Annotated in this window: 27 protein-coding genes; 13 read left to right on the top strand and 14 right to left on the bottom strand. The window is 52.2% G+C overall.

Annotation, left to right across the window (positions count from 1 at the left end; genetic code table 11):
* Positions 1-76: 76 nt before the first annotated feature.
* Genes ABXT40_RS10960 through atpC form a run of 5 tightly spaced genes read left to right on the top strand, consistent with a single transcriptional unit; the run spans position 77 to position 4,987 of the window.
* A complete protein-coding gene (locus tag ABXT40_RS10960; protein ID WP_443645634.1) occupies positions 77-631 on the top strand; it encodes a F0F1 ATP synthase subunit delta in 555 nt (184 codons plus the stop codon).
* Positions 631-2,166, top strand: coding sequence for a F0F1 ATP synthase subunit alpha (gene atpA, locus ABXT40_RS10955; RefSeq protein WP_443645633.1), 1,536 nt, complete (start codon positions 631-633; stop codon positions 2,164-2,166). Before ABXT40_RS10960 ends, atpA begins: the two co-directional genes overlap by 1 nt.
* Positions 2,167-2,216: 50 nt before the next feature.
* A complete protein-coding gene (locus tag ABXT40_RS10950) occupies positions 2,217-3,089 on the top strand; it encodes a F0F1 ATP synthase subunit gamma (protein ID WP_443645632.1) in 873 nt (290 codons plus the stop codon).
* Between the two features lie 36 nt (positions 3,090-3,125).
* Entirely contained in the window at positions 3,126-4,592 is a 1,467-nt protein-coding gene (gene atpD, locus ABXT40_RS10945) for a F0F1 ATP synthase subunit beta (protein WP_443647015.1), read from the top strand.
* A gap of 41 nt (positions 4,593-4,633) precedes the next feature.
* The gene (atpC, locus tag ABXT40_RS10940; protein ID WP_443645631.1) at positions 4,634-4,987 is read left to right on the top strand and encodes an ATP synthase F1 subunit epsilon; all 354 of its coding nucleotides are present in this window, start codon (positions 4,634-4,636) and stop codon (positions 4,985-4,987) included.
* Positions 4,988-5,067: 80 nt separating this feature from the next.
* On the opposite strand, the gene ABXT40_RS10935 is transcribed toward atpC, so the two are convergent.
* From ABXT40_RS10935 to ABXT40_RS10880, 12 genes are all read right to left on the bottom strand, one after another.
* Positions 5,068-5,544 (bottom strand): RNA pyrophosphohydrolase, encoded by a 477-nt coding sequence (locus ABXT40_RS10935; RefSeq protein WP_443645630.1) that lies wholly within the window; start codon positions 5,542-5,544, stop codon positions 5,068-5,070.
* A 2-nt stretch (positions 5,545-5,546) separates the two neighbouring features.
* Positions 5,547-6,884 (bottom strand): S41 family peptidase, encoded by a 1,338-nt coding sequence (locus ABXT40_RS10930; RefSeq protein WP_443645629.1) that lies wholly within the window; start codon positions 6,882-6,884, stop codon positions 5,547-5,549.
* A 202-nt stretch (positions 6,885-7,086) separates the two neighbouring features.
* Positions 7,087-8,631, bottom strand: coding sequence for a 2,3-bisphosphoglycerate-independent phosphoglycerate mutase (gene gpmI, locus ABXT40_RS10925; protein WP_443645628.1), 1,545 nt, complete (start codon positions 8,629-8,631; stop codon positions 7,087-7,089).
* 146 nt (positions 8,632-8,777) lie between these two features.
* On the bottom strand, positions 8,778-9,236 hold the full coding sequence (locus tag ABXT40_RS10920) for a 23S rRNA (pseudouridine(1915)-N(3))-methyltransferase RlmH (protein WP_443645627.1): 459 nt from the start codon (positions 9,234-9,236) through the stop codon (positions 8,778-8,780).
* A 41-nt stretch (positions 9,237-9,277) separates the two neighbouring features.
* Entirely contained in the window at positions 9,278-9,610 is a 333-nt protein-coding gene (rsfS, locus tag ABXT40_RS10915; RefSeq protein ID WP_443647014.1) for a ribosome silencing factor, read from the bottom strand.
* Between the two features lie 101 nt (positions 9,611-9,711).
* Positions 9,712-10,353, bottom strand: a complete 642-nt coding sequence (gene nadD, locus ABXT40_RS10910) for a nicotinate (nicotinamide) nucleotide adenylyltransferase (protein ID WP_443645626.1) — start codon at positions 10,351-10,353, stop codon at positions 9,712-9,714.
* Positions 10,334-11,614 carry a glutamate-5-semialdehyde dehydrogenase gene (locus ABXT40_RS10905; RefSeq protein WP_443645625.1) on the bottom strand — a complete coding sequence of 427 codons (1,281 nt, stop codon included), beginning with the start codon at positions 11,612-11,614 and terminating at the stop codon, positions 10,334-10,336. The genes nadD and ABXT40_RS10905 overlap by 20 nt, the downstream gene beginning before the upstream one ends.
* 71 nt (positions 11,615-11,685) lie before the next feature.
* Positions 11,686-12,831: a glutamate 5-kinase gene (proB, locus tag ABXT40_RS10900; protein WP_443645624.1), complete on the bottom strand. Its 1,146-nt coding sequence runs from the start codon at positions 12,829-12,831 to the stop codon at positions 11,686-11,688.
* Positions 12,819-13,853, bottom strand: a complete 1,035-nt coding sequence (obgE, locus tag ABXT40_RS10895) for a GTPase ObgE (RefSeq protein ID WP_443645623.1) — start codon at positions 13,851-13,853, stop codon at positions 12,819-12,821. The genes proB and obgE overlap by 13 nt, the downstream gene beginning before the upstream one ends.
* A 199-nt stretch (positions 13,854-14,052) precedes the next feature.
* On the bottom strand, positions 14,053-14,322 hold the full coding sequence (gene rpmA / locus ABXT40_RS10890; protein ID WP_443645622.1) for a 50S ribosomal protein L27: 270 nt from the start codon (positions 14,320-14,322) through the stop codon (positions 14,053-14,055).
* Positions 14,323-14,374: 52 nt separating this feature from the next.
* Entirely contained in the window at positions 14,375-14,908 is a 534-nt protein-coding gene (gene rplU, locus ABXT40_RS10885) for a 50S ribosomal protein L21 (RefSeq protein ID WP_443645621.1), read from the bottom strand.
* 351 nt (positions 14,909-15,259) lie between these two features.
* Positions 15,260-16,480: a mandelate racemase/muconate lactonizing enzyme family protein gene (locus tag ABXT40_RS10880; RefSeq protein ID WP_443645620.1), complete on the bottom strand. Its 1,221-nt coding sequence runs from the start codon at positions 16,478-16,480 to the stop codon at positions 15,260-15,262.
* On the opposite strand from ABXT40_RS10880, the gene ABXT40_RS10875 reads away from it, so the two are divergent.
* The 4 genes from ABXT40_RS10875 to ABXT40_RS10860 all read left to right on the top strand — a co-directional run bounded on the left by ABXT40_RS10875 (position 16,454) and on the right by ABXT40_RS10860 (position 18,401).
* Positions 16,454-16,765, top strand: a complete 312-nt coding sequence (locus ABXT40_RS10875) for a hypothetical protein (RefSeq protein WP_443645619.1) — start codon at positions 16,454-16,456, stop codon at positions 16,763-16,765. The genes ABXT40_RS10880 and ABXT40_RS10875 overlap by 27 nt on opposite strands.
* A gap of 16 nt (positions 16,766-16,781) precedes the next feature.
* Positions 16,782-16,952, top strand: coding sequence for a DM13 domain-containing protein (locus tag ABXT40_RS10870; RefSeq protein WP_443645618.1), 171 nt, complete (start codon positions 16,782-16,784; stop codon positions 16,950-16,952).
* Between the two features lie 74 nt (positions 16,953-17,026).
* Positions 17,027-18,022: an HAD-IIA family hydrolase gene (locus ABXT40_RS10865; RefSeq protein ID WP_443645617.1), complete on the top strand. Its 996-nt coding sequence runs from the start codon at positions 17,027-17,029 to the stop codon at positions 18,020-18,022.
* A gap of 28 nt (positions 18,023-18,050) precedes the next feature.
* A complete protein-coding gene (locus ABXT40_RS10860; RefSeq protein WP_443645616.1) occupies positions 18,051-18,401 on the top strand; it encodes a dihydroneopterin aldolase in 351 nt (116 codons plus the stop codon).
* Between the two features lie 6 nt (positions 18,402-18,407).
* Here the strand turns inward: ABXT40_RS10860 and phaR are convergent, their stop codons facing one another.
* Positions 18,408-18,923, bottom strand: a complete 516-nt coding sequence (phaR, locus tag ABXT40_RS10855) for a polyhydroxyalkanoate synthesis repressor PhaR (RefSeq protein WP_443645615.1) — start codon at positions 18,921-18,923, stop codon at positions 18,408-18,410.
* A gap of 113 nt (positions 18,924-19,036) precedes the next feature.
* On the opposite strand from phaR, the gene ABXT40_RS10850 reads away from it, so the two are divergent.
* From ABXT40_RS10850 to ABXT40_RS10840, 3 genes are all read left to right on the top strand, one after another.
* Complete coding sequence (locus ABXT40_RS10850; RefSeq protein ID WP_443645614.1) at positions 19,037-19,777, top strand: class I SAM-dependent methyltransferase; 741 nt, start codon at positions 19,037-19,039, stop codon at positions 19,775-19,777.
* A gap of 87 nt (positions 19,778-19,864) precedes the next feature.
* Complete coding sequence (locus ABXT40_RS10845) at positions 19,865-20,557, top strand: chorismate mutase (RefSeq protein WP_443645613.1); 693 nt, start codon at positions 19,865-19,867, stop codon at positions 20,555-20,557.
* A 54-nt stretch (positions 20,558-20,611) separates the two neighbouring features.
* Positions 20,612-21,490 (top strand): prephenate/arogenate dehydrogenase family protein, encoded by an 879-nt coding sequence (locus ABXT40_RS10840; protein ID WP_443645612.1) that lies wholly within the window; start codon positions 20,612-20,614, stop codon positions 21,488-21,490.
* Here ABXT40_RS10840 and ABXT40_RS10835 read toward each other — a convergent pair.
* On the bottom strand, positions 21,464-22,105 hold the full coding sequence (locus ABXT40_RS10835; RefSeq protein ID WP_443645611.1) for a YdcF family protein: 642 nt from the start codon (positions 22,103-22,105) through the stop codon (positions 21,464-21,466). The genes ABXT40_RS10840 and ABXT40_RS10835 overlap by 27 nt on opposite strands.
* 163 nt (positions 22,106-22,268) lie before the next feature.
* Between ABXT40_RS10835 and ABXT40_RS10830 the strand changes: the two genes are divergently transcribed.
* A complete protein-coding gene (locus tag ABXT40_RS10830) occupies positions 22,269-22,523 on the top strand; it encodes a hypothetical protein (protein WP_443645610.1) in 255 nt (84 codons plus the stop codon).
* Positions 22,524-22,525: the final 2 nt, after the last annotated feature.

Raw genomic sequence — 22,525 nt, 5'->3', positions numbered from 1 at the left:
CTGGTTAGGGCGCGCAAGCGTGCGACTGAGTGGGCACCCAAAAAATCGAATTTATTTCAGGATGAGGGATTAGTCGGTGAGTTCAGGCGCTACAGGTCTTGCAGGGCGGTATGCCGGCGCGCTTTATGCGTTGGCTGTCGACAGCAACAAAGTTGATTCCATCCATGATGAGCTTGGCAGCCTTGGCGCCATGCTTGGTGAAAGCCAAGATCTGAAAAAGCTTGTCGAATCACCCATTCTATCGCGCGGCGAACAGCAGGCAGCGATCACCGCAATCATGGAAAAATCTGGCGCTGATGCGCTGACCGTGAAATTTTTAGGCACTTTGGCGGCAAATGGCCGGTTAAGTGTGCTACCCCGCGTCATTCAGGCATTTCAGCAAGAACATGCCCGTCGTCGTGGTCAAGTCTCCGCCGAAGTCATCTCAGCCGTTGCGCTTGATGACAGCCGTAAGGCCGTTGTGGAAAAAACCGTCGCCCGGCTTGCCGGAAGCGACAAATTGTCACTTTCGATGCGTGTAGATCCGTCACTGATTGGCGGTCTCGTTGTGCGTATCGGCTCTCGTATGATTGACACGTCAATCAAAACCAAACTTAGCCGGCTGGAATCAGCCATGAAGGGTGTTGCGTGATGGATATTCGTGCGGCTGAAATTTCAGCGATCCTCAAGGAACAAATTGCCAATTTCGGTAGCGAGGCAGAAATTGCCGAGGTGGGCCGTGTGCTCTCAGTCGGTGACGGTATCGCCCGCGCCCACGGTCTTGACGAAGTTCAAGCTGGTGAGATGGTCGAATTTGAAAGCGGCGTCAAAGGCATGGCGCTGAACCTTGAATCCGACAATGTGGGTATCGTTATCTTTGGCGACGACCGCTCGATCCGCGAAGGCGATGTTGTGCGCCGGACAGCGTCGATTGTTGATGCGCCGATTGGCAAGGGGCTTCTTGGCCGCGTTGTTGATGCGCTTGGCAATCCGATTGACGGCAAAGGCCCGCTAAAAGACACCAAACGCAGCCGCGTTGAAGTCAAAGCCCCCGGCATTATGCCACGTCAGTCAGTGCATGAGCCAATGCAGACTGGCCTGAAAGCGATTGACAGCTTGATCCCGATTGGCCGTGGCCAGCGTGAATTGATCATTGGTGACCGTCAAACCGGTAAAACTGCAATTGCGATTGATACTTTCATCAACCAGAAGGCGGTTAATGACGCCTCTGGCAAGGATGACAGCAAGAAATTGTTTTGCATCTATGTTGCGGTTGGTCAAAAGCGGTCAACCGTTGCCCAGATTGTTCGCTCGCTTGAAGAACAAGGCGCGATGGAATATTCGATTGTGGTTGCCGCAACCGCATCGGATCCAGCACCAATGCAGTTCCTTGCCCCTTATACCGCTGCAGCGATGGGCGAATATTTCCGTGATAATGGCATGCATGCGCTTGTTGTTTTTGACGATTTGTCAAAGCAAGCTGTTGCCTATCGCCAGATGAGCCTTTTGCTTCGTCGCCCGCCAGGACGTGAAGCTTATCCTGGTGATGTTTTTTATCTTCACTCACGTCTTCTTGAGCGCGCCGCGAAAATGAATGCAGATAATGGTTCAGGTTCATTGACCGCATTGCCGGTGATTGAAACCCAAGGCGGTGACGTGTCTGCCTTTATTCCAACCAACGTGATTTCGATCACTGATGGTCAGATCTTCCTTGAAACTGAATTGTTCTACAAAGGTATCCGTCCTGCAGTGAACGTCGGTTTGTCAGTGAGCCGTGTTGGTTCAGCCGCGCAGATCAAGGCGATGAAACAGGTTGCCGGCAGTATCAAGCTGGAATTGGCACAATATCGTGAGATGGCCGCTTTTGCCCAGTTTGCATCAGATATGGACGCATCAACACGGGCATTGCTTGAGCGTGGTGCGCGTCTGACTGAATTGCTGAAGCAGGCACAATATAGCCCAATGCTCGTTGAAGAGCAGGTTGCGGTTATTTTCGCCGGTGTGAAAGGCTTTCTTGATCAGATCGCGGTGACTGATATTGGCCGTTTCGAAGCTGGTCTTCTTGATCATCTTCGCAGCAATAATCAGGACGTTCTTGACACAATCCGTGATGAAAAAGCGCTGTCAGATGCCACATCTGACAATTTGGCAAAAGCGATTGAGGCTTTTGGTAAAAGCTTTTCGTAAATGGTGAATGCGTTTGCGGGGCTGTCGCACCGCAAAATGGAGTTTGGTAAATGGCATCATTGAAGGATTTGAAGACGCGTATTAACAGTGTCAAGTCCACGCAGAAAATCACCGCTGCCATGAAAATGGTGGCAGCGGCGAAATTGCGGCGGGCGCAAGAAGCAGCCGAAGCTGGCCGGCCTTATGCCGATCGGATGCGCGGTGTGATTGCCAACCTTGCCGCCAAAGCTGATCCCAGCTCGGCACCTGCTCTGCTTGTCGGAAATGGCAAATCAGCAAATCATTTGCTGATTGTTATTTCGGCTGATCGCGGTCTTTGTGGCGGTTTTAACGGGTCAATTACCCGCCAAACCCGTACCGAAGTTGCGCGGCTTCAAGGCGAAGGCAGAACCGTCAAGCTGTTGATGGTTGGCCGGAAATCTGCCGATGCGCTTCGCCGTGAGTTTGGCGATAGCTACATTGCCAGCCTTGAGGGGATTCAAGGGACCTCGGTTGCGTTCGCCGATGCGGCTGATCTTGGCGAAACCGTTCGCAGCGGTTTTGAAAATGGTGATTTTGACGTCTGCACCATGATCTATAACAAGTTCGTTAATGCCATCACTCAAGAGGTCAAACTGACCCAGCTGATCCCAGCTGAAGTTGGTGATGCTGGCGGCGATGAAGCTGGTTCAAATTACGATTACGAACCAGAAGAAGATGAATTGCTGGCAAACCTGTTGCCACGCATCATTTCAACACAGATTTACAGTGCATTGCTCGAATCATCTGCGGCCGAACTTGCCGCGCGGATGACAGCAATGGATAACGCCACGCGGAATGCTGGTGATATGATTGACCGTCTGACATTGGTGTTCAACAGAACACGTCAAGCGGCGATTACGAATGAACTTATCGAAATTATTTCAGGTGCTGAAGCTCTTTAAATTTAGCAGCTGAGCAAAATAACGATCAGGGCAATGATGCCCACAATTAAAACGGTTCTAGCCCGGAGTAAGAAGACCATGGCAAATAAAGCAATTGGTAAAATCAGTCAGGTTATTGGCGCGGTTGTTGACGTTCAGTTTGACGGTGAACTCCCTGCCATTCTAAACGCCCTTGAGGTCAGCAATAATGGCCAGCGGCTTGTGCTTGAAGTTGCACAGCATCTTGGCGAATCCGCTGTTCGTACCATCGCGATGGACTCGACCGAAGGTCTGGTTCGCGGCGCCGAAGCTGTTGATACTGGCGCGCCAATCACGGTTCCTGTCGGGCCTGAAACCCTTGGCCGTATCTTGAATGTTATCGGTGAGCCTGTTGATGAGGGCCAGCCGGTCAAATCAAAGAAATATTATCCAATTCACCGCGCCGCCCCTGATTATGTTGACCAGTCAACCGAAGCCGAAATTCTGGTAACAGGCATTAAGGTTGTCGATCTTCTCGCGCCTTATGCCAAAGGTGGTAAGATTGGTCTGTTTGGTGGTGCTGGTGTTGGTAAAACCGTTTTGATCATGGAATTGATCAACAACGTTGCCAAGGCGCATGGTGGTTATTCAGTGTTTGCCGGTGTTGGTGAGCGTACGCGTGAAGGTAACGATCTCTATCACGAGATGGTTGAATCAGGCGTTATCAAAACTGACGGCCCGGGGTCAAAAGCCGCGCTTGTTTACGGACAGATGAATGAGCCTCCAGGTGCGCGTTCACGTGTTGCCTTGACCGGTTTGACCTTGGCTGAATATTTCCGTGACGAAGAAGGCCAGGATGTGCTGTTCTTCGTTGATAACATCTTCCGCTTTACACAGGCTGGTTCAGAAGTGTCTGCGCTTCTTGGCCGTATCCCGTCTGCGGTGGGTTATCAGCCAACATTGGCAACCGACATGGGCGCCCTGCAAGAGCGGATTACCACAACAAATAAAGGCTCAATCACGTCGGTTCAGGCGATTTATGTTCCTGCCGACGACTTGACTGACCCGGCACCGGCAGCATCATTTGCCCACCTTGATGCCACCACTGTTTTGTCACGTCAGATTGCCGAGCTTGGTATTTATCCTGCGGTTGACCCGCTTGATTCATCATCACGCATGCTTGATCCGCGGATTGTTGGTGAACATCACTATAATATCGCGCGTGAAGTTCAAGAAGTATTGCAGCAATATAAGTCACTTCAGGACATTATTGCCATTCTTGGTATGGATGAATTGTCAGAAGAAGATAAACTGACTGTGGCGCGCGCCCGGAAAATTCAGCGCTTCTTGTCACAGCCATTCCATGTTGCCGAAGTCTTTACCGGCGCACCTGGCAAGCTTGTTAGCCTCGAAGATACAATCGCTGGCTTTGAAGGCATCTTGAAGGGCGAATATGACCATCTTCCAGAAGCTGCCTTCTATCTTGTTGGCACGATTGAAGAGGCCATCGAAAAAGGCAAGAAACTCACTCAGGACGCTGCCTAACGGCATCACCCCTGTTCGATCCAGCATAAGGATGCGCTAGCATGGCTGAAACGACACAATTGGAACTGGTAACACCAGCTCGCATCATGGCTCAGAAATCTGTGCAGATGGTTGTTGCACCGGGCGTTGAGGGTCTGTTCGGTGTGTTGCCACGGCACGCACCATTGCTTGCCGATCTGACACGCGGCATTGTCGAAGTGCATGAAGATGGCAAAGTCACCGATCGCTTTATGATTGATGGTGGTCTTGCTGATGTATCGGGCGAATCAGTGACGATTCTGGCCGAGCGTGCCATTGATCTTGGCAGTGCTGATGCGGCGGCGTTAAAAGAAAAAGCGGCCAATGTAAATGAGGCAGAAGCTGCGTTTTTGAATGCGGTCATCGAAGCGCTCTAGCCATTGTTCATCAGATAAAAAAAGGGCTGCCAAATGTTTGGCGGCCCTTTTTTATGGTTTTGTGTATGGCATAGCGGCGGCTAGACGAAATCGGAAAAGGCCTTTAGCACATCATCATAGACATCGCGTTTGAACGGCACCGCCAGATTGACCAATTCATGTGGTTCTAGCCAGCGCCATTCGCAAAATTCGGGTTCGGCGGTGTTGATGTTTATGTCTTCATCCTTGCCGGTAAAGCGAAGGGCCATCCATTTTTGTTTCTGACCCTTATATTGGCCATGCCATAGCCGGTCGGCAAGCGGCAGCGGAATATTGTAATAAAGCCACGCATCATGCTCACACAGCAATTCAGCCGAAGATGTGCCAATTTCCTCACCCATTTCGCGCATACAGGCATCAATTGCTGTTTCGCCTGGGTCGATTCCGCCTTGCGGCATTTGCCATGCTTCGGCGCGGCCGTCGATGCGGCGACCCCCAAAAACCTGCTTGGCATCATTGATTAAAAAGATGCCAACGCAGGGCCGGTAAGGCCGTTCATCATAGGGAATGACACGCATGGTTAAGATCCAGATTTTACATCAGTAAAAATAGAGACGCCGCGGATCAAATCAAGCGCACGCGCAAGCTGATAATCAATCTTTGACTGGTCAGTGGCTGGCGTAACATCGGGCTTTTCGGCATTGGCCGGTTCGCCTTCTTTGCCATCTTTGGCATTATCAAGAGCGCCTTTCAAATCTTCTTCGCGCGTATCGCCACCATCCAAAGTTTCAATCCGTGCCAACGCCACCTCAATATCTGGGCTGATTCCTGTGGCCTGAATTGAAACGCCTGATGGGGTGTAATAACGCGCTGTGGTCAACCGCATGGCGCTATTGCCCGAAACCGGAATCACCGTTTGCACCGATCCTTTGCCAAATGAACGCGTGCCAAGAAGAACCGCACGGCGATGATCTTTTAACGCCCCTGCAACAATTTCAGATGCTGATGCCGATCCAGAATTAATCAGCACAACAAGGGGAAGGCCATTGGCAATATCCCCCGGCCGGGCATAGGCGCGACTGGCATTTTCGGCACGGCGGCCGCGTGTTGAGACAATTTCACCCTTTTCAAGAAACGCATCACTTACCGAAATGGCTTCATTCAGCAAACCGCCCGGATTGTTGCGCAAATCCAGAATAAAGCCTTTCAAATCTTGGCCATGCTCACGGAACATTTTATCGACTTCTTTGGTTAGGCCGGGTGTGGTCTGCTCAGAAAAAGTGGTGATTCGCAAATAGCCAATACCGTCAAACATTTTGGCGCGTACCGAACGAATTTTGATCGTGTCGCGTTTGAGGGTAACGTCAAATGGGTCTTTGGCACCGCGTTTGATCGTAACCGTAACGCTTGAGCCAACTTCGCCGCGTAACCGGTCAACCGCATCGCTTAGGGTCATGCCGCGGATTGGTTCATCATTAACGGCGATGATCAAATCTTCAGGTTGTAATCCGGCTTCGGCGGCGGGCGTGTCATCAATTGGCGACACGATCTTGATCACACCATCTTCCATGGTGATTTCAATCCCAAGCCCGCCAAATTTGCCTTTGGTCTGAACTTGCATATCGCTGAAATGATCATTGTTCAGAAATGACGAATGGGGATCGAGAGAGGTCAGCATGCCATTGATGGCCGCTTCGACAAGATCCTTATCATCAACCTCATCAACATAGCTTTCGCGAACGCGCTGAAAGATATCGCCAAAAAGCCCAAGCTGGCGATATACCGCATCATTCTTGCCTGATTGGGCAATTGTCAGGGTGGGGATGGCCAATCCGGCAATCACCGCGCCGCAAATAAATGGCAAGGCTGCATAACGCATACGGCGCCCCTGCGTTGAAAGAAAGCTGACGATTTGCATTTATGACTGCTCCTAATATCCCGTAAACATATTTAACCCGAAACCATATTCACCAAACCAGCGTAAATACCGCGGTGCTGTTTTCTTATATCACGGCTTGCATATCGTGCCAGTCAATGCCGTTGCATACAACCCCAACCAATATTGCCATTTCCAAAGATTGCGCAAGATCATGGCAGGATTGCGTTATGACCAAATGCGCTTATGGCTTTTCAGGTGATAAAAGACAGTTTCCGGTCATTAATGCAGGCTTGGCAATGCCCATCATGGCAAGCAAGCTTGGCGCAAGATCGGCAAGTCGGCCATCGGCAATTGTTGTGTTGGCATGACCATTGACCAAAATCAATGGCACAAGATTGGTGGTATGGGCGGTATGCGGTGATTCGGCCGCGCCATCCCACATTAATTCGCAATTGCCATGATCGGCGGTTAGCAGCATTTGCCCATCAGCATCCCCAAGCGCCGCAACCAATTGACCAACACAATGATCAACGGTTTCAACCGCGCGAATGGCAGCGTCAAGATCGCCTGTATGACCAACCATGTCAGGATTGGCAAAATTGATAATCAACAGATCATGAGCCTTGGCATGAAGGCTGGTCAGCGCGGTTTGTAGAACATCACGCGCGCTCATTTCGGGTTGCAGGTCATAGGTTGCAACCGATGGCGAGGCGACCATCTCGCGATCTTCGCCCGGTTGCAGTGCCTCTTCGCCACCATTAAAGAAAAAAGTCACATGCGGGTATTTTTCGGTTTCGGCAAGCCGAAGCTGCCGTTTGCCGGCACGCGCCACGATCTCGCCAAGCGTGTCATGCAATTCCATTGGCGGATAAAGCGTCACCATATGATCATCAAGCGATTTCGAATAGCTGGTCATGCCTGCCATGCCAACAAAAGTGACCGGCTGGGTGGTGCAGCCAGTGCTGGCCGGATCACAAAAACAATTCAACAGCTGGCGGGCGCGATCGGCGCGGAAATTCATCATCACGATGCCATCGCCATCGCGCATGCCCTGATAGCCGTCAATCACGGTTGGGGTGATGAATTCATCACCCTCATCACGCCCATAGCCCGCCTCAAGCGCCGTTAGCGCGTCAATGGCAAAGATCGGTGCGCGTGAGCCTGCAATGGCGTCATAGGCGGCCTGTGTGCGCTCCCAGCGGCGATCACGATCCATGGCGAAATAGCGGCCGATCAGGCTGGCGATGAAGGCACCTTTTGGCAAGGCAGCCACAAAATCGGGTAAATCCTGTTTTGCGGCTTGCGGTAATGTATCACGGCCATCGGTAAAGCCATGCACAGCCACCGGAACACCAGCTGCAACCAGCCCTGTTATGACAGCCAGAAAATGGTCTTGATGCGCATGCACGCCGCCTGGTGATAAAAGCCCCATGACATGCGCCGTGCCGCCCGATGCCCGCAGCTTTGCCGCAAGTGTGATTAGATCGGGATGCGCGGCCAGCGACCCATCTTTAACAGCGGCGTTCAGCCGCGGTAAATCCTGCATCACCACACGGCCTGCACCAATATTCATATGCCCAACTTCGGAATTGCCAACCTGTCCATCAGGCAAGCCAACATCAACGCCAGATGCGGCAAGAAAGCTATGTGGCTGACTTGCCATCAGCGCGTCAAACACTGGCGTTTTGGCAAGTGCAACGGCGTTATTTTCGGGCTCGGCACGATGACCCCAGCCATCCATGATGCACAGGACAACCGGGCCGTGCGAGGGGTGATAAGTGACCATGACGATCTTATAATCTCAGCATTGATTGATGTACAGTTAAACTGTGCTGCCCCCTAAACAGGGCGTTTTACCGTAAACCAAGCGTTTAAAGAGGGTTGCCAAAATAATCAGGGCTGGCGCGGTGTCACGATGCGATGGCGAGCTGGTTAATCGCCACGATGATAGGGATGACCTGCCAAAATCGCGCTTGCCCGATATAGCTGTTCGGCAAGCATGGCTCGAAACAACATATGTGGCCATGTGGCGCGGCCAAAGGAAATGCTGCGTTCGGCCTTTTGGCGCATCATATCAGCATGGCCATCAGCCCCACCAATGGCAAAACAGGCTGCCGCAAAACCGCCATCACGCCATGTGCTGATCAAGGCAGCCAGATCTTCAGATGAATGATCCTTGCCGCGTGGGTCAAGAACCGCCAGGGCAGCACCATCAGGCATGGCGCGCAACAGGCGGCTCGATTCATCATCGGTTCGTTTTTGGCCGGGGGGGAATTTGGATTCAACTTCAATCAGGCTGCCGCCCTGCGGCAAGTGCGACAGCCAGCCTTGCGTTAGCGTATTTTCAGGCGAAGCGCGACCCTTACCAACGGCGAGAATAAACAGCTGCATTGATCGGCTCCAATTCGCCTCTTGCCATTTGAGCGATGCGTTTAGGCGTCGCCGCCAACCTTGACAATTTCGGCCGACATATCATCGACCCACATCCGCTCAAGCCCGTAAAAGTCACGCACTTCAGGACGGAAGATATGAACGATCACATCATTGGCATCAAGCAGCACCCAATCGGCTTGTCGCAGACCTTCAAGGCCGAGAATATCGACCTTTTCCTGTTTTAGCTTGAATTCAAGATGTTCTGCCATGGCGGCAACCTGCCGAGATGATGCCCCTGACGCAACAACCATATAATCGGCCATTGCGGATTTGCCTTGTAACGGGATTGTCAGGATATTTTCGGCTTTGTCGTCGTCAAGAGAGGTTGTGATCAAACGAAGGATCTGGTCTGCGTTTAATGCAGTTTGCGCTTTAGAAATGGGTATCTCCTGTCAAAATGTTCAAGCCCCTTTGTTGCGGGCTCCGGTCGGATTTAGGCATTTGCGCTTTGCGCTTGCTGCCTTATCTCCGTGGCCGAAGCCGCGTGACGTTGTCCAGCTATAAAGCACCAGCTCGGCAGTTTCAAAGATCGCGTTGCAATGGCGTGGCGCATTTTTGCAACGCGATAACGCCGTCCTAGCAACCACCGACCAGCCACTATAGCTTTCATAGAATAGCTTGGACGGTCAATAACGGCAATGGGTAGTAGCCGAATCATATCTTGGTGCCGGTGCCAGCGCGAAAACTGATCCAGATTATCCGCGCCCATGACCCATATAAGACGCGCTAGCGGCATTGTTTTTTTCAAATAAGTCAATGTGTTGTAGGTATAGTTTTGGGGTAGCCCAGCCTCCGGACTCAAAACCCGCATAAACGGATAGGGCGCGGCAATTTTACGAGCATGTGCCAGCCTTATGGCAAGTGATTCCATGCCGGCGGTGCTTTTGAGTGGATTCTGCGGGCTGACAAGCCACCAGATTTGATCAAGATTCAAGGCACGACGCGCCTCAAGCGCAACATGAATATGGCCATCATGCGCCGGATTGAACGAGCCACCAACAAGACCAATTTTCAGGTTTGTCCGGCTGTGAAACAGCAACGGCATTTGATGATGGCTAGCTGCGTGTCTGGCCATTGCCACGAACAACATATTTAAAGCTGGTTAATTGCGCCGCGCCAACAGGCCCACGCGCATGTAATCGCCCAGTGGCAATGCCAATTTCGGCGCCCATGCCAAATTCGCCGCCATCGGCAAATTGTGTCGAGGCGTTATGCATAACAATCGCGCTGTCGACCTCGGCAAAAAACTGCGCTGCGGCAGCGGCTGATTCGGTGATAATCGCATCAGTATGCGCCGATCCATATTTGGCGATATGGGCAATGGCCGAATCAATATTATCGACAATGGCAACCGATAGAATTGCATCCAGATATTCGGTGTAAAAATCGGTTTCGGTGGCAGGGGACATCGCCGGCACAAGGTCACATGCCGCCGCATCACCGCGAAGCGTACAGCCAGCCGCCAAAAGATCATTGGCAATCGCGCCAAGAAGATCATCGGCAATGGCGGCATCAATAAGCAATGTTTCAGTCGCGCCACAAATGCCGGTTCGCCGCATTTTGGCATTTAACGCAATCTGCCGCGCCTTATCCGGGTCGGCATCAGCATGGATATAAAGATGGCAAATGCCTTCAAGATGAGCAAAAACCGGAACACGCGCTTCGGTTTGAACGCGTTCGACAAGCGAGCGTCCACCACGGGGAATCAGCACATCAATGCCGCCAACTGCGCCAAGCATGGCACCAACGGCCTGCCGGTCGGTTGTTGGCACCATCTGCACCGCATCGCGCGGCAGGCCAGCCGCAGCAAGCCCATCACCCATGATGGCGGCAAGCAGGCTGGCGGTAAGCTGGCTATCACTACCGCCGCGTAAAATGGCAGCATTGCCAGCGATAATACATAACCCAGCCGCATCAATTGTGACATTTGGCCGTGATTCGTAAATGATGCCAATCACGCCAAGCGGCGTTGACACCCGCGCAATATCAAGCCCGTTTGGCTGTTGCCATCGCGCCAATTCATAGCCAATTGGATCGGTCAGGCGAACCATCGCTTCAAGGCCGGTTGCCATCGCTTCAACGCGTTCGTCATTCAGCGTTAACCGGTCGATAAAGGCACCGCTAATGCCGCTTGCCTTGGCCGCGGCAACATCTTTGGCATTGACCTCAAGAATGGCGGCGGATTGGCTGCGAATCTGATCGGCTGCGGCTTGCAAGGCGGCGCATCTTGACGCAAAATCACTTTTGCCAAGAACGGATTGCGCGGCGCGTGACCGTGTGACCATCGCCCCGATCAGGGCGGTGGCATCACTGATTTTGTCTAATTGCTGCGCCATATCTTTCTCACTTTTTAGCCTGCTTTTCGGCCTTGTTTTTCAGCCCATATTTATCTAGCTTGTGTTTTGCCCTAGCTGTCACTCATGACCAGATTATCGGCATGGATCATTTCGTCACGTTCGCGATAGCCTAGCACGGATTCGATTTCATTGCTTTTGTGACCGCGAATCGCCATGGCGTCTTTATGACCATAGCTTGACAAGCCATGCCCGATGACCAGACCGGTGCGATCTTCGATCTCGATCAAATCGCCACGTTCAAATTGCCCATTAACAGCGATAACGCCTGCTGGCAAAAGTGATCGTCCGGCGCGAAGCGCGCGTGCCGCCCCATCATCAATGCGGATTGTCCCTTTGGGGGTTAGCGCGCCGGCAATCCATTGTTTTCGGGCGGTATGCGGGCTTAACGTTGCGGCAAAGATGGTGCATTTTGCCCCGGCTTCCAGCCGTGATAAAGGCGCTGGGCTTTGTCCATTGCAGATAATCATCTGACAACCGGCCGATGTGGCAATGCGCGCCGCCTCCAGCTTGGTTACCATACCGCCCGAAGCATAGGCGGCATTGGCCGGCCCTGCCATGGCCATGATGTCAGGGGTGATTTGCGCAATCTCGCCAATATGGGTTGCGCTATTGTCGCCATTCGGATTGGCCGTATAAAGCCCATCAACATCCGACAGAAGAACCAGCACATCAGCCCCAATCATCGCGGCGACACGCGCCGCCAATCGATCATTATCGCCAAAGCGAATTTCCGCCGTGGCAACCGTGTCATTCTCATTGACCACCGGAACGGCATTGAGCTGTAAAAGCGCCATCATCGTGGTGCGGGCATTAAGATGTTTGCGTCTTGTTTCGGTATCATCAGGCGACAGCAAAATTTGCGCTGTTTGCACCTGATGTGCACCAAGCGCGTCCATCCATGCATGCGCCAGCAAGACTTGCCCCGTTGCCGCAGCTGCCTGTTTTTCCTGCAATTTCAATTTATTGCGATTTATTTTCAGCAAACGCCGTCCAAGCGCGATGGCCCCGCTTGATACCACCACAACATCTTTTCCAGCCGCCTTTAGCAGCGCAATATCGGTGGCGATACCGCTTAGCCACGCTGAATTAATGGCGTTTTGGTCTTCGTCAACAAGAAGGGATGACCCAACCTTGATAACGATGATTTTAGCATCATCAAAAATATGGTTTTGAGACGCTGATGTTACGGTGACCATGGCACAGTCTCTTCGGGCTCCGCTTCTTTGGCCCGACTTGTTTCAATCACATTGATAAGCTGGCGAAGCATCGTTGTGACGCCGCTTCCGGTAACTGACGATAACGCCAGTACTTGTCCTGCGCCCGCTTCTTGCAAAGCAATGGCAAGATCGGCAGCGTAATCTTCTGGCGTTGCGTCCAATTTGGTCAGCCCGACAATTTCCGGCTTGTCATAAAGATCGCCGCCATAGGCTTTGAGCTCATTGCGAAGCATTTTCCATGCGGCAACAGGATCTTCGCCAGTGGCATCAATCAGATGCAGCAAAATCCGGCAGCGTTCGACATGCCCCAAAAACCGATGTCCAAGCCCCGCGCCTTCATGCGCCCCCTCGATCAGCCCTGGAATATCAGCCATGACAAATTCCTTGCCATCAATGCCAACAACGCCAAGATTGGGATGAAGCGTGGTAAAAGGATAATCGGCAATTTTGGGACGCGCTGCTGAAACCGCGCTTAGGAAGGTTGATTTTCCGGCGTTTGGCATGCCAAGAAGCCCGGCATCGGCAATCAGTTTCAGCCGCAGCCAGACCCACATTTCCTGACCGTCTTCGCCAGGTTGTGATTTCCGTGGCGCACGATTGGTCGCTGATTTGAAAAAGGCATTGCCCTTACCGCCGGTACCGCCCTTGGCAAGAATGATGGTCTGTCCCTCATAGGTCAGGTCGGCAAGTACGGTTTGCTGATCATCCGATAGGACTTGTGTTCCAATCGGCAGCCGCATGATCACATCTTTGCCAGACGCACCGCTGCGATCACGTCCGGCACCCGGACGACCCGATTCTGCTTTGAAATGCTGTTGATAGCGATAATCAATAAGCGTGTTCAAACCATTCACCGCCATTGCCACAATATCGCCGCCACGCCCGCCATCGCCGCCATCAGGCCCGCCCAAAGGCACATGCGCTTCGCGCCGAAAGCTGATTGCCCCCGGCCCGCCATGCCCTGAACGGGTGTAGATTTTCGCCTGATCAAGAAATTTCATTACAACGGTTCCGATTTATCATTCGGGGGTTTGATGCGGTAAGCTGATCAACGCCATTTGCTATGCCCATCATGGCGTTACCGTAGCAATATATGTCACCCGATAAATAAAAGGGGAATAACAATTGTCATCCCCCTTAAATCACTGCACGGCTGCCGGAATAACCCGCCCCCTATGCATCATTTTGATGCCAAAGGCGCTATTCAGCAGCCTCAGCCATCGGCTCGACAGCCACAAACATCTTGCCACCTGATTTTTCACGGAAAGCAACTTTGCCTTCGATCAGTGCAAATAATGTGTGATCTTTGCCCATGCCAACATTTTGTCCGGGATTCACTTTGGTTCCGCGCTGGCGAACAATAATATTGCCAGCAAGAACGCTCTCACCGCCAAATTTCTTTACACCAAGTCGGCGGCCAGCCGAGTCGCGACCGTTTCTGGAACTACCGCCTGCTTTTTTATGTGCCATTTTCTACCAACCTTCTATCTGTTCGTAACCGCGATTGCGGCATCGTCTTTATCTAATCTTTTTTTGCGGCTTTTTTTGCAGCTGGCTTTTTCGCAGCGGCGGCCTTAGGTGCGGCTTTTTTTGCAGCTGGCTTTTTCGCAGCGGCGGCCTTGGGTGCAGCTTTTTTCGCGGCGGCGGCTTTTGGTGCGGCGGCCTTCTCGGTAGGCGCGTCACTTGCAGCAGCTTTTTTTGGCGCAGCCTTGGCAGCAGGTTTTGCTATTTTCAGGCTTTTTGCATCTTCGGCAATATCATTGATCTTCAGCAGGGTTAAATCCTGACGATGACCTTGGGTACGCCGATGGTTTTTCCGGCGCTTGCGGCGGAAGATGATGATTTTTGGTCCGCGTGTCTGGCGAACAACCGTTGCGCTGACGCCAGCGCCATCAACAAGCGGTGCACCAATCATAACCTTGTCGCCATCGCCAAGCATGACGATGTCGTTCAAAATGATTTGCTCGCCTTCTTCAGCGGACAGACGTTCCACCAGAATGGTGTCATCCTTTGAAACGCGATATTGTTTGCCACCGGTCTTCACCAAAGCGTACATGGCGATCTTCCTTACCTAAACAGTTTGGTGGCGAAGGACCCTCGATAGCCGCAAAAGCCTTTAGTCACCAAAATCATCTCATCAGCTGTGGACGGGGTTTCCGGCCAGTCGCTTTTTCCCTACCAATTGGGCAGCGGCGCCCATACAAAAATGTTAAAGCGCAACAGCGGGCTGGAATATACGCTTTGCGGCCTCGCTGTCAAGTGTCCAGATGCTTTTGTTCCCCTTTTCTATCATGGTTTTACGCCGCGTCGTTGTCTTGGTTTCGAGCGGGCTGTGGCTGGTGATGCTTGCGATGGCGATTGGCAGCCGGTTTCACCACAACATCAACGGCCATATTGCCACCGCCAACTAGCCGCCGGCAAAGGGGCCGTCGCGCCCCGGATCAAAGGGATGCTGTGCCATTTCAAGATGTAGCCGTGAGCCGTCCCACGGGTTTTGGGCAACAACGTCCATATTTAATTCAATGCCAAGCCCGGGCGTCGTTGGCGGAATGATGTGACCATCTTCCCAGCAAAGCGGTTTGGTAAGCAACGAGGCGTGAAAACCGTCCATTTTCTGGATTGATTCGAGAATCAGGAAATTGGGAATTGAGGCGGCAAGCTGGATATTGGCAGCGGCAACAACCGGCCCGCAATAAAGATGCGGGGCAATCTGTGCATAGTAAGGCTCGGCAATGGCGGCAATCTTCTTGCTCTCTAAAATCCCGCCAGCACGCCCAAGATTCGGCTGCAAAATCGCGGCTGCCCCGCATTGCAGGACGCGCGAAAACTCATATTTGCTGCAAAGCCGTTCGCCAGTGGCGATTGGAATTGAGGTGGCGCTTGCCACTTTGGCCATCGCTTCGGGCATATCAGGCGGTGTTGGCTCTTCAAACCATAACGGGTCAAAGGCTTCGAGCCGCTTGGCAAGCCGGATCGCCCCAGCCGGGGTAAATTGGCCATGCGTGCCAAACAGCAGATCGGCGCGATCGCCAACCGTCGCCCGAATCTCGCGGCAGAAATCTTCCGACCGGCGAAGCGCGTCCAAATCTGGCTGGCGACCATCAAAAACACTGTAGGGGCCAGCCGGATCAAATTTGACAGCGGTAAAGCCATCACTGACATAACCTGCTGCAGCTTCGGCACTGGCGCTGGCATCATTATAAAAGCTGACTGCATCCTGATCGGCACGCGGGTAAAGATAGGTATAGGTTCGCAGCCGCTCATTCACCTTGCCCCCAAGAAGGTCATAGACAGGCCGGTCAAGCGCCTTGCCAACAATATCCCAGCAGGCCATTTCCAGCCCGCTGACAACGCCCTGCATGGAAGGGTCGGGTCGGTGCGAAAATCCCGATCCATGGGCGCGCCGCCAGAATCGTTCAATTTCAAATGGGTTTTGACCTTCAAGATACCGGCCAAACACATCTGCCGCCATCGTCGACACTGTTTCGGGGGCAAAGCTGGCAGCATAGATTTCGCCATATCCGCGAATGCCGCAGGCGGTTTGCAAAACCACAAAAATGAAATAACGACCGCCAAAGCCCGGTGGCGGCGTTTTTACAATATGTGTTTCAATCGTTTGAAGTTTCATAATGCGAACCGCCAAGCCTGTTGTTTTACGGTGCCGAAACGCACCGTTATAAAAGCATCTTATGGGTATGATTTGCAGGCAAGAAAAAACTTTTCTGATGCGCCGAAAATGGGACACGCCAACTTGACAGAAAATACCAATAGCCACCTTGATAGGGGCATGAATAAGGCTGGCTTGGCTGTCATGTTACGGATTGGTGTGAAATCGGCGCCATCGCCGGATAAAGCAAATATCAAAGGAGGCAAGGATGATGTTATGTCATCACGGCGGCATCGGAGCCGCTAGCTATGTTTAGCTGGATTTGTGCAAAGGCTGGGCGTGCCGCTATTTTCGGCTTGATGGCACAATTTCGCCCGGCCCTGATTACCGGCTGTATCTTGCGCCAGCAATTGATCTTGATGAATATGATGCGGTGGTAATCTGGTGTGAGGCGTTCAAACAATTCATCACCGCGGCGCGACTGGAAAATTAGGCTGTTTATCTCTATGCTCCGCCGATGATGGGATTTACCCATCGTCATAAATCAGGTGCAAAGAGGGTATCGCCGTGCTGGCTGAAATAAAGCAGGTCGAGATTAAGCATGTCAAGATTCCGGCTGCAGATGGGCTTGGCCTTGATGCGGTGATGGCAATCTACCAGGCTTTGCGGCCAATCATGCCAGTGGCGGGCAGGGATGGCGCATGCCAAACAGCGCTTCGGCTTATTGATATTTTGGATGAATTTGACGGGCTGGTGCTTGACGGCTATGGCGTCATCAATATTGGTGATGGCCCGATTGAGGGAATTAAAACATTGCTTGATGCGGCTGCCAGCAAAGCCAAGCCGGTGCTGGTTCTGACCAATGGCGGCAGTTTTCCAGCCGAACGCGCATTTGCGAAATATCAGGACTGGCAGCTTCCGATCAAGCGCGACGATGTTTTATCCAGCCGTGATGCGCTTGTTGCCCAGCTTGCCGGATCGCCCGAAGCGCCCTTGGCTACTGATGACGTTATTGGTTGTTTTGGGCGTGTGATTGAACCGCTTGTTGGCAAAAATATAATGATTTACGGCCGTGATGATGATTTTTGGACGCGGGCCGATGCTTTTGTGTTTTTGGGGGCGATCGAATGGGGTGAGTCGGATCAGGCAGCTTTTGAGGCGGCGATGATGGCGCGTCCACGTCCGGTTCATATCGCTAACCCCGATGTCACCGCGCCGCAGGCCAATGACCAATTTTCCGCTGAGCCGGGCTATTGGGCAGCCCGCATGATGCAACAGGCGACGATTCGCGCAATAGAGATTGATGTCAGATGGTATGGCAAACCCTATCAACCCGCCTTTGATTTGGCGCTGGCGCGGATGGCAAGATTGCTTGATCAGCCGCTAAATCGTAAACGCATTGCCATGGTTGGTGATAGCTTGCATACTGATATACTCGGGGGGAATGCCGCTGGCATGACAAGCGTTCTGGTCACTGGTCATGGATTGTTTCGGTCACGCGCAGCATTACCTTATTGTACGGCTTGCGAAATTCGTCCTGATTGGGTGGTCAATAGCCTTTGAGGCGATTTGGATATTTTGGAGTTGGGGCATGGACCGGCGGTTTGTTTTACACGGTTTGGAATGCCAAGCTTCGATTGGCATCTATGACGCCGAGCGTGCCAACACGCAACGGATCAAAATTGACGCTGAATTGCGGCTTTATCCGGCAACCGAGCCTGTTGATGACAAGGTTGATAGCACATTGAATTACGACCTTATTCGCGAAACGATTTTAAACATTGTTTCGGCGCGTCATTATGATCTTCAAGAAACCTTGGCGCGAACCTTGTTTGACGCGTTACGGGCATTGGATGATGTGCAATCGGTTCGGATTCGAACAGCCAAACCTGATGCCTATGATGATTGTGAAAGCATCGCCTATCAGCTGAGCAACCTGTAGCCGGATCTAGTCAAGCTGATCGAGCTTGGCCTTTAATTGGTCAAATTCATCGCGAATGAGCTGTAGATTATCCGTTGAGGCCACATTCTTGGCTGCTGCTGTGCCGTTGCCGTTGCTGCGGATGGCGTCAAAACTGGCTCCAAGCGCGTCTTCGGCTTGGCCTTGATGATCAAGAAATGCGTTCATCGACCGTTCGAGATAGCGCGATAAAATAGGCTCCATCTTGTCACCATAAAAGCGGATAAGCTGCTGCAAAACGCCAATGGGAAGCAGTTTGTGACCTTCCGATTCAATTTCAAGAATGATCTGAACAAGGGTGAACCGCGTTAGATCTTGGCCATTTTTCGCGGCAACAACCCGAAAATCAAGGCTGTTTTTCACCATCAATTTTAAATCATCGATGGTGACGTATCGTGATGCGTTGGTGTCATAGAGGCGGCGATTCGCATATTTGCGGATGACCACTTGATTTGCGGCTTGTTTTGGCGTCATAAACATCTCGGAAATGGCGTAAGGCGACATGGCTAGCAAATGTTTGCCAAAGACGCAATGTTGCAGTGCAAAATAATTTTTTGCACTATATGTCTTAATTCCTGACAAAACAAATGCAGTGCAGCAAAGGGAGTTAAGGCCGGATGTATGATGATATCGTCGAATTTAAACGGTTTTATCAAGCGCGGCTTGGGCAAATGGTTGCTGATCTCATTCGGCGTCAGCTTGACTTGTTCTGGCATGCCGGATCACCCTTGTCATCGGCCTTTTTAGGATATGCCCAGCCTTTTCTTGATCCGAAGCAGCCAATACCTCTTGGGCTTATGCCAGCGCGCCGAGGTGCGGCCTCTTGGCCAAAATCATCATCGGTTCGCAATTGTCTTGTCGATCCGCTAAATCTACCGCTTCCCGATGTCCATCTTGACCGTCTTTTGCTGGTTCATGCTTTGGAATTTGAGCATGATCCCGGGCAATGTCTTGATGAATGCTGGCGGGTTCTTGATGGTGCCGGACGATTACTGGTGATTGTGCCAAACCGAAGCGGGCTTTGGGCCAAGGCCGAACGCACGCCGTTTGGGCATGGCCGTCCCTATTCCGGCCGCCAGCTTCGCCAATTATTGCAGGGACATGGATTTATCCCGCGCCAAACCCGCCGAATTGCATTTATGCCGCCTTTGGCGGGTCCGCTTTTTCAGCGTTTTGCGCCAGCGATTGAGCGAATCGGCAGTCGCTGGTGGCCAGCAATGGGCGGCGTTCTTCTTGTCGAGGCTGATAAAATGCTCTATGCACCTTCGGGAAAGACAAGTAGACTGCACCGCGGTGAAACCGCCGCTGCGCCTGTCTTGGTGGGGCAATCTCGCGGGGCGTTGTCGTCAAAAATTTGAGTCGCGGCCGCGGCCATATCTGGCTGAAAACCGCACAGCATGGCCTTGATCGAAGGATATTGGTTTAGAAGGCTGGGAACATTGGGTATGAGTGAAGATTTGAACCAATTGCGAAGTGCCATCGATAATCTTGATAATGAGATTTTACAGGCCTTGGCCAAGCGCATGAAATTATCCGATCAGGTGATTGCCGCCAAAAACGGTGCCGTAGCGTTTCGCCCGGGGCGCGAGGCTGCCTTGGTGCGTCAGCTTGTGATCAACAGCAGGGCCAATGGCCATGATTTATCACCGTCGGTTATTCTAGGTGTGTGGCGACAGATAATGGCCGCCAGCCTAAGCCGGCAAAATGGCGCGCTGGCCTTTGCCGTCCATGACATGGTTATGCCGGCTGCCGCTTGGCATATGGGAAGCGCGCTTGTGGCAAAAAGCTTTGACCAAATGACGCGATTGTTGGATGCGGTCGCATCAGGGCAATGCCGTTATGGGTTGGTGCCTGCCAATCATGACATCAAGGCGCTTTTAGGCGCGCTGGATCAGCACCAGCATCTTTCGATCATTGCTCGCACCCCACTTTATGATATGCCATCCTTGCATCCCGCCTATATTATCGCCGATTACTTGCCAGACCCGTCAGGTGATGACATGAGCCTTTATGCTGTGCCAGCGGCAGATGGTTTTGCCCTGACAATGATTGATGGCCATCATGGCAATGACGCTGTGGTTGATGCGCCAGCCGATCTGCCGCGCGAAGCCCGCCTTGTTGGAATCTATGCACGTTAGACACTAGCAAAGCTTGATGGCTGAACAGCAAAGATATGGAATGAAAGCAGAAGAATGACAGTGATTTACGACAAGGTAGCGGTGATTGGCATGGGGCTGATTGGCGCGTCAATTGCGCTTGCGGCGCGGCGCGGCGGGCTTGCGACAACGATTATTGGCAGTGACCAATCGCCCGAAGTGGCGACAGCGGTTGCGCGCCTCCAGCTTGTCGATTCATTCGAGGCGGACGCGGTGCATGCGGTTGCTGATGCCGATCTCGTCATTTTGGCGGTGCCGGTTGGCGCGGTTGGTAAAATCGCTGAACAGATTGTGCCCCATATGAAATCGGGCGCGGTACTAACCGACACCGGATCAACCAAACGATCGGTTGTTCGCGATGTTGCCCCGCATTTGCGCGATGATATTATCTGGTTGCCGTCGCATCCGCTTGCCGGAACCGAACATTCAGGACCGGGTGCCGGATTTGAATCGCTTTTTGATGAACGTTATTGGATTATTCTGCCGCTTGACGCTGATGAAGCCGATATTGTGCGGTTTGAATCTTTCATCACTGGTCTTGGTTCAGTAACCGAGCGGATGAGCCCCGATTATCATGACAAGGTGTTGGCGCTCACCTCGCATCTGCCGCATTTGATTGCCTATACGATTGTTGGCACTGCTGTCGATTTGGAAACGCAGCTTAAAAATGATGTGATCCGTTTTTCAGCGTCAGGATTCCGCGATTTTACCCGCATTGCCGCGTCTGATCCGGTGATGTGGCGTGATGTGTTTTTGAATAATGACACAGCTGTTCTTGAGATGCTGCAGCGTTTTTCCGAGGATCTTAGCTATCTTCAACGCGCCATTCGCTGGCAAGAAGGAGACAAGCTGGAAGCATTATTTTCGCGCACCCGCGAAATCCGGCGATCAATCATTGATGCGGGTCAGGATTAGATTGGCTATTGGCTCGGTTAGATATTTTGCATATTCGCGGGCTAAAAGCCGGATGATTGGCGGGGTTTTCCACCAGACATCCAGATCAAGATCATTGGGGCTGACCGGCCAGTAAGACAGTGCAATATCGGGTAATGTTCGGGTGAAAATGGCTTTGGCGCGGGGCATATGATAATTCGCCGTTACCAATTGCAATGATGTGAACCCGTTTTCCTGCGCCCATTTGCCGGCGGCTACCGCATTTTCCCTTGTATCGCCTGCCTGAAATTCCAGCGTGACGCAGCATGTAAGAAGAGCTGTTTCACGCGGGTTTAATTTCAATTCATCGGCAAGAATGGTTTTGCTGACCCCTTGCCCGACACCCGATACTAAAAGCGCTTTGCCGGCACCGCTTTGTAACAGATTAAACCCATCGGCAAGCCGTTGTTGGCCGCCGGTGATCACAACAATGCCGTCAGTGGCGGTGGCGGTGGTACTGGCAGTGGTACTGGCAGTGGTGGGGGGCACTGGTTTGGGAAGGGTAAGCACAAAATGCTGAAGGCCAGCCATAAAAAAGGCGCATCCAAGAAGCAGGACGATCAATAGTGATTTTGCCGCCATGTTGGTCTGTGCCAATGAAACTGTTCTAAACCGCATCATAAGGCTATTGATAATATGAATTCGGCCAGAATGGCTAGCCAAATTCGCGATTGGGCTATTTGTGCAAAACCTTGCTTGCAGTAAAAACAAATTAGCAAACGCTAAACCAAGAGGCTGCCATGCTGCTGACCTGCCCGCAATGCGTACGATTTTCCGCGTTGATCGTCTTCGCGGCGCGCTTCGCAATGTTGGATCTTGGTCTGGGCATCCTGCGCCATTGCGAGTTCGGGTCACGCGTCCAGATGGGATGATTTTGAACGAAACCGCAATCAGGCTTGATGACTGGATCATTGCCGCCAATCAGCAAAGCCCGTTTTTCGTACAGCTTGATATTGATTCAAGTGCCAAGGCCGAAGTCAGCGTCACCCCAATTTCATGGCCTATTTTTGACTAGGG

It is taken from the genome of Candidatus Ponderosibacter sp. Uisw_141_02 (genome assembly GCF_048087665.1).
Taxonomy (GTDB): domain Bacteria; phylum Pseudomonadota; class Alphaproteobacteria; order Puniceispirillales; family Puniceispirillaceae; genus UBA3439.
This window is presented reverse-complemented; position numbering and strand designations above follow the sequence as displayed.

What these genes read in the sequence shown, in the direction of transcription:
- atpA (WP_443645633.1), top strand. Translation starts at nt 631, where the DNA reads ATGGATATTCGTGCGGCTGAAATTTCAGCGATCCTCAAGGAACAAATT.
- ABXT40_RS10950 (WP_443645632.1), top strand. Translation starts at nt 2,217, where the DNA reads ATGGCATCATTGAAGGATTTGAAGACGCGTATTAACAGTGTCAAGTCC.
- atpD (WP_443647015.1), top strand. Translation starts at nt 3,126, where the DNA reads ATGCCCACAATTAAAACGGTTCTAGCCCGGAGTAAGAAGACCATGGCA.
- atpC (WP_443645631.1), top strand. Translation starts at nt 4,634, where the DNA reads ATGGCTGAAACGACACAATTGGAACTGGTAACACCAGCTCGCATCATG.
- ABXT40_RS10935 (WP_443645630.1), bottom strand. Translation starts at nt 5,544, where the DNA reads ATGCGTGTCATTCCCTATGATGAACGGCCTTACCGGCCCTGCGTTGGC.
- ABXT40_RS10930 (WP_443645629.1), bottom strand. Translation starts at nt 6,884, where the DNA reads ATGCAAATCGTCAGCTTTCTTTCAACGCAGGGGCGCCGTATGCGTTAT.
- gpmI (WP_443645628.1), bottom strand. Translation starts at nt 8,631, where the DNA reads ATGGTCACTTATCACCCCTCGCACGGCCCGGTTGTCCTGTGCATCATG.
- ABXT40_RS10920 (WP_443645627.1), bottom strand. Translation starts at nt 9,236, where the DNA reads ATGCAGCTGTTTATTCTCGCCGTTGGTAAGGGTCGCGCTTCGCCTGAA.
- nadD (WP_443645626.1), bottom strand. Translation starts at nt 10,353, where the DNA reads ATGGCCAGACACGCAGCTAGCCATCATCAAATGCCGTTGCTGTTTCAC.
- ABXT40_RS10905 (WP_443645625.1), bottom strand. Translation starts at nt 11,614, where the DNA reads ATGGCGCAGCAATTAGACAAAATCAGTGATGCCACCGCCCTGATCGGG.
- proB (WP_443645624.1), bottom strand. Translation starts at nt 12,831, where the DNA reads ATGGTCACCGTAACATCAGCGTCTCAAAACCATATTTTTGATGATGCT.
- obgE (WP_443645623.1), bottom strand. Translation starts at nt 13,853, where the DNA reads ATGAAATTTCTTGATCAGGCGAAAATCTACACCCGTTCAGGGCATGGC.
- rpmA (WP_443645622.1), bottom strand. Translation starts at nt 14,322, where the DNA reads ATGGCACATAAAAAAGCAGGCGGTAGTTCCAGAAACGGTCGCGACTCG.
- rplU (WP_443645621.1), bottom strand. Translation starts at nt 14,908, where the DNA reads ATGTACGCTTTGGTGAAGACCGGTGGCAAACAATATCGCGTTTCAAAG.
- ABXT40_RS10875 (WP_443645619.1), top strand. Translation starts at nt 16,454, where the DNA reads ATGTGTTTCAATCGTTTGAAGTTTCATAATGCGAACCGCCAAGCCTGT.
- ABXT40_RS10880 (WP_443645620.1), bottom strand. Translation starts at nt 16,480, where the DNA reads ATGAAACTTCAAACGATTGAAACACATATTGTAAAAACGCCGCCACCG.
- ABXT40_RS10860 (WP_443645616.1), top strand. Translation starts at nt 18,051, where the DNA reads ATGGACCGGCGGTTTGTTTTACACGGTTTGGAATGCCAAGCTTCGATT.
- phaR (WP_443645615.1), bottom strand. Translation starts at nt 18,923, where the DNA reads ATGTCGCCTTACGCCATTTCCGAGATGTTTATGACGCCAAAACAAGCC.
- ABXT40_RS10850 (WP_443645614.1), top strand. Translation starts at nt 19,037, where the DNA reads ATGTATGATGATATCGTCGAATTTAAACGGTTTTATCAAGCGCGGCTT.
- ABXT40_RS10845 (WP_443645613.1), top strand. Translation starts at nt 19,865, where the DNA reads ATGAGTGAAGATTTGAACCAATTGCGAAGTGCCATCGATAATCTTGAT.
- ABXT40_RS10840 (WP_443645612.1), top strand. Translation starts at nt 20,612, where the DNA reads ATGACAGTGATTTACGACAAGGTAGCGGTGATTGGCATGGGGCTGATT.
- ABXT40_RS10830 (WP_443645610.1), top strand. Translation starts at nt 22,269, where the DNA reads ATGCGTACGATTTTCCGCGTTGATCGTCTTCGCGGCGCGCTTCGCAAT.